A 7,338-nucleotide genomic window follows, 5' to 3' on the forward strand; every position below is an offset into this window, starting at 1 on the left:
CTCGTCGACGTCATGACCGGCATCCCGTCGATCGTGGCCGGTCTGTTCGCGTACGCGCTGTTCGCGCTGTTCCTCGGTCCCGGCATCCGGATGGGGTTCATGGGCTCGGTCGCGCTGGCCGTCCTGATGATCCCTGTCGTCGTTCGCTCGAGCGAAGAGATGCTGCGCCTCGTGCCGAACGAACTGCGCGAGGCGGCGTTCGCCCTGGGCGTTCCGAAGTGGCTGACGATCGTCAAGGTCGTGCTGCCCACCTCGATCGCCGGCATCACCACCGGCATCATGCTGTCGGTCTCGCGCGTCATCGGCGAGACCGCCCCGCTGCTGCTGACCGCCGGTGTCACGGCATCCATGAACTTCAACCTGTTCGAGGGTCGCATGATGACCCTGCCGGTGTTCGCCTACTCCCAGTACATGAACCAGGGCATTCCGGCGCAGGCGTACATCGATCGCGCCTGGGCCGCGGCATTCGTGCTGATCGTCATCGTCATGGCGCTCAACCTCATCGCGCGACTGGTCGCGAAGCTCTTCGCCCCCAAACTCGGCCGCTGACGCTGCCTCGCCCCGACCCGAATCTCAGAGGAACGAAGTGTCGAAAAGCATCGAAGTCAACGATCTGAACGTCTACTACGACGAATTCCTCGCCGTGGAAGGCGTCTCGCTCTCGATCGAGCCGCGCAGCGTGACCGCCTTCATCGGCCCTTCGGGATGCGGCAAGTCCACGTTCCTGCGCACGCTCAACCGTATGCACGAGGTCATCCCCAAGGCGCGGGTCGAGGGCGAAGTGCTCCTCGACGGCGACAACCTCTACGCACCCAACGTCGATCCGGTGCTGGTGCGCCGTCAGGTGGGCATGGTCTTCCAGCGCCCGAACCCGTTCCCCACGATGTCGATCAAGGAGAATGTGCTGGCGGGCGTCAAGCTGAACAACAAACGCATCTCCAGGTCGGACGCCGATGACCTCGTCGAGAAGTCGCTCACCGGCGCGAATCTGTGGAACGAGGTCAAGGACCGTCTCGACCGGCCGGGCTCGGGCCTGTCCGGCGGTCAGCAGCAGCGCCTGTGCATCGCCCGGGCGATAGCGGTGTCCCCGCAGGTGCTGCTGATGGACGAGCCGTGCTCGGCCCTGGATCCGATCTCCACCTACGCGATCGAGGAGCTGATCAGCGAGCTGAAGAACGAGTACACGATCGTGATCGTGACCCACAACATGCAGCAGGCCTCGCGCGTCTCCGACCGCACCGCGTTCTTCAACATCGCCGGCACCGGCAAGCCCGGCAAGCTCATCGAGTACGCCGACACGCGGTCGATCTTCACTTCTCCGAGCGAGCAGGCGACCGAAGACTACGTCTCTGGACGCTTCGGCTAGTCGACACGGGAGACTCAGGGCACAGATTCGGGGACGGGCCGGCCGTCCGCACGGGCTGGCTGTGTGCACGGGCCGTTCGTGCGCACGGATCAGTCGCGCGGGCTCAGCAGGTATCCGTTGAGACGAGCCGTGAGGGCGGAGTCGACGGGGATCGGGATGCCGTCGATCTCGCTGATCGGCGCGGCCAGGCGCACGGATGACACGAGCCATGCGGCATCCGCTCGAGGCAGCTCCGAGGTCGCCACCTGGCGATACGCGGTCGTGAGCCCCTGCTCCTCGAACCACGCGAACGCGCTCACCTGAGTGGTGCCGTGCAGGATGCCGCCGGTGGGGGCAGGCGTCACGTAGGTGTCACCGACGCGCAGGATGAGCGAGGCGGTCGGCGCCTCGAGAACGAAGCCGTCGGTCGTGACGAACACGGCGTCGTCGGCTCCGCGGCGCTTCGCCTCGCGGATCGCAGCCATGTTGACCGCATACGAGAGCGTCTTGGCTCCGAGCAGCAGCCAGGGAGCGCGCGCGGGCACACCGCTGTCGTAGCCGCGGTCGAGGGTGACGACTCTGACTCCGTGGCGGCGCGGGCCGGAGAAGTCAGCCGCGGGCGCCGCGGTGACCCACGCAGTAGGCGCCGGACCATGCTCGACGCCGCGGCTGAGGATGAGCTTGATCACGTTCTCGCCAGGACCGCAGTGCTCGGCGGCGAGAGCCACGGCCTCGCGCCACTGCTCGAGGTTCGGGATGGGCAGGTCGCAGATCGCGGCCGAGTGCGCGAGCCGGTCGAGGTGAGCCCGCACCTCTTGGGCGTGCCCGTCGACGACGCCGACGGATTCGAAGATTCCGTCACCGCGCTGCGTGCTCAGCTCGCCGACGCTGAGCGCGGGAGCCGCGGGATCGATGGGCGAGAAGGTCGCGGCGAAGTCGGTGCGAGGGTCACCGGCTGCCGCGGGATCAATCATGAGGGCGAAGCGCCAGGCCATGCCATGAGCCTATCGAGGCACGCTCGGGGACTGCCTGCGCCCAGCGCTCGGTTACAATTGAACAGCCGGGCCGCAGTAACCCCGGGCTCCATCTTCTGCCGCCGCGAGCGGCTCCGCGCCGAGAGGCGTTCTGCGGCCCGGCGCCCCGAAACGCCCACAGGCTCGAGGACTGCAGCCCGGTTCAGGTCAGGAACTCGCGGCGCCACAGGGCGGCGCAGGCGCTGAGGTCGGTCGCGTAATCCGCAAGACGCAGCGCACGAGTCGTCAGAGCGGAGGCGCGATCAGGCGCGGTGGCCTCGTAGTCGTCGGCGAGATGGCTCGCACCGGATGCCTGCACCCGGCAGAATGCCGCCGCCCGTTCGAGCGCGACCGCGAAATCGCCCTGAAAGAGCCCTCGCAGGATCGTGTCGACCAGGCCGACCAGCTCGTCCGGACCCGCCGGGGTCGGCGCCCCGGCGACCACCGGATCGACCGATGCGATCTCGACCCGCCCCCGCTCGTACAGCAGCGCGGCAGTGTGGGGATCGTCGTGGATCATGAGCTGGATCAGATAGAGCCGCCAGAGCGCGCCGGGCAGCGATCGCGCGGGCGCACGCGACCAGAGTTCGGCGATGTCATCGATGCCGTGCTCGGCCGTGAAGGACACCAGCCGGTCGACGATCTCACCCTGCGGATCTTCGCGAGCCCGGGACAGAAGGGCGTGCGCGGTGGAATGGGCGACCCGTGAGACCTCCGCAGGATCCTCCGCGGCAAAGCGCCGATCGAACAGTTCGGCCGGCCGCCTGACGGGTTTGTGGAACTCCCTCGAATCGTCGCTCACCATTCCAGGCTACCCGCGCAACGGCAGCGCTCAGGCGGTCTCGATGGCGACGATCGGATCCGACGTCGGCTGACCGGTCGGCGATCCGCCGGCCGGTTCGACCGTGATGGCGATCACGTCTCCCGACTCGATGGATCCCTCGAGCAGCTCGGTCGCGGTACCGTCGTCGCTGGTGAACGTGCCGGCGGGAACGGCCGCGCCGTCACGCACGACCCACAGCTCGAAGCTCTCGTCGTCGGCGAGCGGGGGCAGGCCGTCCGAGACGAGCACGGCCTTGCCGATCGTCTTCGACCAATACGCCGTGACCTCACCGCCGTCCGAGAGCGTCACGGTCTCGGACTGCGCATCGTCGGCCGATTGGATCTGGTCGAGAGCGACGACGGATGCCGGCGCGTTGAGCCGTTCGCTCACCGACACCGCACCCCATCCGACTCCGACCAGCAGAGCGAGGGAAGCGGCCAGGGCGAACCAGGAACGCGCGCGCCACCGGCGCGGATTCGCAGTCTCGCGCTCGGGCATCGGGCTCCGGCGATCGGCGCGCCCTGCCGACGCCGGATCGGCGGCGGCCGCATCGACATCCGTCCCGTCGACCACGCCCGTTCCGGCGGCTGCGATCCTCGCGAGCAGAGCGCTGCGAAGTGCCGGCGGCGGCTCGGCGTCCGCGACATCGGCGGCGAGCAGCGCAGCTGTTTCGGCATCCGCTCCCACGTGATGCTCCCATTCCGGATGCTGCCGGCGCGCGGTCTCGAAAGCTGTCTCGTCATCGGGCGACAGCGCGTGCAGCGCATGGCCGGCCGCCAGTTCGGCGAACTCCTGCTGATTCACGATGTCACCCCCATCTCCACCCGAAGGCGGGACAGGCCGTCCCGCATTCTCGTCTTGATCGTTCCGAGCGGAGCTCCGACGAGTGCCGCGATCTCGCTCTGACTGTAGCCCCCGAAATATGCGAGGATGATCGCTTCTCGCTGCAGATCGGGGAGGGTCGCGAGCGCCTCGGAAACGCGCTGCCCTTCGATCCGCAGTTCCACCTCTTCAGCGATGCCGTCATGGGCGACATCCATGTCACGCAAGCCCGCCCGTACATCACGATCGGTACTCGCCTGAGCGGATCGCACGCGATCCACGGCCCGTCGATGCGCGATTGTGAGTACCCACGATCTTCCCCGTCCCTTGTTCGGAGCGAATCGCGAGGCGGATTGCCAGATCTCGAGGAAGACCTCCTGCAGGACCTCCTCGCTCTGCGAGCGATCCACCAGGACGCGCAGGATAAGACCGAACGCGCGGGGGGAGAGCATGTCGTAGAGGCGGGCGAACGCGGCCTGGTCACCGTCTGCAACACGGAGCAGAAGCTCGCCGGCGAGGTCGACTGCGCCAGCCCCGTCTTCGGGCACCTCCACACCATCGATCACCACATCAACCAGCATGCCCTAGTGCCTTCCGCGCGAGCACCCGCGACGCGAGGGTTGACACACGCGTCGTGATGCGGCATCCGCGTTCTCGGGAAGGTCCCATCCGATCGGACGAGGGCGCCGAAGACACCGTGTAGGCCGCCTCGAGTGGCCACAGCACCACTGGACTTGCAGCGCCGCCCCGGCGTCGCGAAAACTAGGAGGACAAGATGTCCCGCAAGAAGCTGTACCTGCTCGGACCCCTGGCCGTCGCCGCCGCACTCGCTCTGAGCGCATGTTCGCCGATGTCCAGTGGCAGCACCACGGAGGAGACCACCGCCCCATCGACCTCGGAAGCGACGATGGCGCCGGAGACCGAGATGGACCCCACCGCAAACCTGGTCGGAACCGGCTGCGCGGCCTACGCCGAGGCCGTCCCCGACGGCGCAGGCTCCGTCGCCGGAATGGCCCAGGACCCGGTGGCCATCGCCGCCTCGAACAACCCGATCCTGACCACGCTCACCGCTGCCGTCTCGGGCGGCCTGAACCCCGACGTCAACCTCGTAGACACACTCAACGGTGACGAGTTCACTGTGTTCGCACCGGTCGATGACGCATTCGCCAAGATCGAGCCCGCCACGATCGAGGTGCTCAAGACAGACAGCGCACTGCTGACCTCGATCCTGACATACCACGTGATCCCCGGCCAGATCCTGCCCGCCGACATCGACGGCACCCACACCACGGTGAACGGGGCTGACCTGGAGGTCAGCGGCAGTGGAGACGACATCATGGTGAACGGACAATCCGCCGTCATCTGCGGTGGCGTCCAGACCGCCAACGCCACGGTATATCTCATCGACACGGTGCTGATGCCGCCGGCTCAGTGATTCAGACTGCCGGCTCGGTCCGGGTTTCCTGGCGGCATGCGTCAGCATGCCCGGGGGACGCTGCCAGCCGGTCCGTCTGTGCGAAGTAGGCTGGATGCCGAGGGCCTCTAGCTCAGTCGGTAGAGCATCGGACTTTTAATCCGCGGGTCGTGGGTTCGAGCCCCACGGGGCCCACGCACAGTGAAGGGCGTCGCGCCAGCGGCGTCCTTCACTGCGTAGCGGCCACGTGTGTTCGCGAAGATTCCACCCACAACACCGCTTCGAGCCACGCGGGGCCCACCGCACATGATCCGTCCGATCCCTCGCCATGCTTCGACCCTAGGCCGGGGAGCTCATCGTGGCTCTACGCGTCGCAGAGGGATCCGCAACTGCGCAGTTCGCGAGCACATTTAGCGGCTCGCGTAGGTTGGGGCCGTGGAGGAGCAGATTCTGAGCGGCGGCAATTCCCACACGATCGTGCGTGTTGGTCAGACCGTGCACCGGGTTCCCGGTACTTGGACGCCCGCCGTTCACGAGCTCCTGCGCACGCTGCAGGCTGCCGGCGTCCACGAGGTCCCCGAGCCACTCGGCTTCGACGACCAAGGCCGGGAGATTCTCTCGTTCCTCCCCGGCGACGTCGGCGACTACCCCCTGCCTGACTGGCTTTGGGAGCCAGAGATCCTGGACGACGCGGGCGAGCGGATCAGGCAGGTGCATGACGCCAGCGTGTCTCTGGTCGGCCAAGACCTGGTGTGGAGTTCGCCCTCCCGCGAGCCCGCCGAGGTCATCTGCCACAACGATGTCGCGCCGTAACATGACCTTCGTCGATGGCCACGTCGCGAGCCTGTTCGATTTCGATGCAGCCTCTCCTGGGCACGGAATCTGGGACCTCGCATACCTGGCGTACCGGTTGGCGCCTCTGGCCGAGGACGCGGGAATCAATATCACGATGGATGAGCGACTTGCTCGAATCGAGCGTCTGATCGAGTCGTACGGTATCCCGTTCCAGCGTGTCGAGATCCTGCGCACCCTTGCAACCCGGCTTCGGGAGCTCGCAACCTACACCGACGAGCGGCCAGAGCGGACGGGCAACCCCGTAGAGCAGGCTTCGGACCAGATTGAATTGGCAGATCGATCTGCTATTCCCATCCCCACGTGACCTTCCCGACCGGAGGGGTGAGTAAGGTGATTCGTGGTGGCCTGATACGCCGCACACGAGAGAAGAGAGCCACCCGAAGGCTCCCGTTCACTGAGTCGCTGTGCTGCGCCCGTCGCGCCCTCCGAAGGAGATTTGCCATGTTCCAGAGGACTCCGCTTACCGACGAAGAGCGCACCATCCTCAGTCGGGTCAAGCAGCGCAACACCCGACTGCGTCGAGCTGCGCGTACGGAGGCAGAGATCTTCGTCGCGCGGCTGGCTCGGCATCCCGATGGCACGAAATCGTGCCGAGGGTGCACGCGTGATCTCGCGTTTGACAGGTTCCCGACTGCGGTACGTGAGGCAGACGGCCTCGGAACGCGTTGCCTCGAGTGCCACCTGCCACGAACGACGACAGCCTAGAGCGCCGCTTCGCACGCACGACGCGCCACCGAGGCTTCCCCCCGATGGCGCGTCTGTGATTCGGTCAGGCTCAGATCGACGTGGCCGCCCGACGCCGACGAGCGGCGATGAGAACAAAGAAGATCCCGCCGATCGTTACGAGCGCTGCTGCCGACAGCAGCAGCCATCGACCTGAGGCATCCACTCCGGTGGCGGCGAGCGTGTCGGGCGCGCTCGACCCGGCACTGTTAACAGCCGAGTTCGTTCCGCCGGTTCCATTGGTCCCGCTCGTGCCGTTAGTGCCATCGACCCCGTTGACTCCCGGAGCTCCGGCCGTTCCCGGTGCGCCAGGGGTTCCCGGTGTCCCAGGCTCACCCGGTGC

9 protein-coding genes, 1 tRNA gene and 1 pseudogene are annotated in these 7,338 nt (G+C 67.0%); 6 read left to right on the forward strand and 5 right to left on the reverse strand.

Annotation, left to right across the window (positions count from 1 at the left end):
- Nucleotides 1-549: phosphate ABC transporter permease PstA (gene pstA, locus QZV84_RS01165; RefSeq protein ID WP_292824083.1), on the forward strand; the 549-nt coding region annotated here is incomplete at its 5' end.
- Between the two features lie 37 nt (nt 550-586).
- Nucleotides 587-1,366, forward strand: coding sequence for a phosphate ABC transporter ATP-binding protein PstB (pstB, locus tag QZV84_RS01170; protein ID WP_292824086.1), 780 nt, complete (start codon nt 587-589; stop codon nt 1,364-1,366).
- A gap of 89 nt (nt 1,367-1,455) precedes the next feature.
- Here pstB and QZV84_RS01175 read toward each other — a convergent pair whose 3' ends face one another.
- The 4 genes from QZV84_RS01175 to sigK form a co-directional block, all read right to left on the reverse strand.
- Nucleotides 1,456-2,340, reverse strand: a complete 885-nt coding sequence (locus QZV84_RS01175; protein WP_292824089.1) for an aminodeoxychorismate lyase — start codon at nt 2,338-2,340, stop codon at nt 1,456-1,458.
- Between the two features lie 181 nt (nt 2,341-2,521).
- A complete protein-coding gene (locus QZV84_RS01180; protein WP_292824092.1) occupies nt 2,522-3,160 on the reverse strand; it encodes a DNA-directed RNA polymerase subunit beta in 639 nt (212 codons plus the stop codon).
- Nucleotides 3,161-3,190: 30 nt separating this feature from the next.
- Nucleotides 3,191-3,985: an anti-sigma factor gene (locus QZV84_RS01185; RefSeq protein WP_292824094.1), complete on the reverse strand. Its 795-nt coding sequence runs from the start codon at nt 3,983-3,985 to the stop codon at nt 3,191-3,193.
- A complete protein-coding gene (gene sigK, locus QZV84_RS01190; protein WP_292824098.1) occupies nt 3,982-4,584 on the reverse strand; it encodes an ECF RNA polymerase sigma factor SigK in 603 nt (200 codons plus the stop codon). The genes QZV84_RS01185 and sigK overlap by 4 nt, the downstream gene beginning before the upstream one ends.
- A 194-nt stretch (nt 4,585-4,778) precedes the next feature.
- Between sigK and QZV84_RS01195 the strand changes: the two genes are divergently transcribed.
- The 4 genes from QZV84_RS01195 (at nt 4,779) to QZV84_RS01210 (ending at nt 6,576) form a co-directional block, all read left to right on the forward strand.
- Nucleotides 4,779-5,438 (forward strand): fasciclin domain-containing protein, encoded by a 660-nt coding sequence (locus QZV84_RS01195; RefSeq protein ID WP_292824101.1) that lies wholly within the window; start codon nt 4,779-4,781, stop codon nt 5,436-5,438.
- Between the two features lie 101 nt (nt 5,439-5,539).
- A tRNA-Lys gene (locus QZV84_RS01200) sits at nt 5,540-5,612 on the forward strand.
- 240 nt (nt 5,613-5,852) lie between these two features.
- Complete coding sequence (locus tag QZV84_RS01205) at nt 5,853-6,230, forward strand: hypothetical protein (RefSeq protein WP_292824104.1); 378 nt, start codon at nt 5,853-5,855, stop codon at nt 6,228-6,230.
- 1 nt (nt 6,231) lies between these two features.
- Nucleotides 6,232-6,576, forward strand: coding sequence for a hypothetical protein (locus QZV84_RS01210; protein WP_292824107.1), 345 nt, complete (start codon nt 6,232-6,234; stop codon nt 6,574-6,576).
- Between the two features lie 471 nt (nt 6,577-7,047).
- On the opposite strand, the pseudogene QZV84_RS01215 reads toward QZV84_RS01210, so the two are convergent.
- A pseudogene (locus QZV84_RS01215) lies at nt 7,048-7,338 on the reverse strand (DUF3494 domain-containing protein); the annotation flags it as partial.

The organism is Microbacterium sp. (genome assembly GCF_011620715.1).
GTDB lineage: Bacteria > Actinomycetota > Actinomycetes > Actinomycetales > Microbacteriaceae > Microbacterium.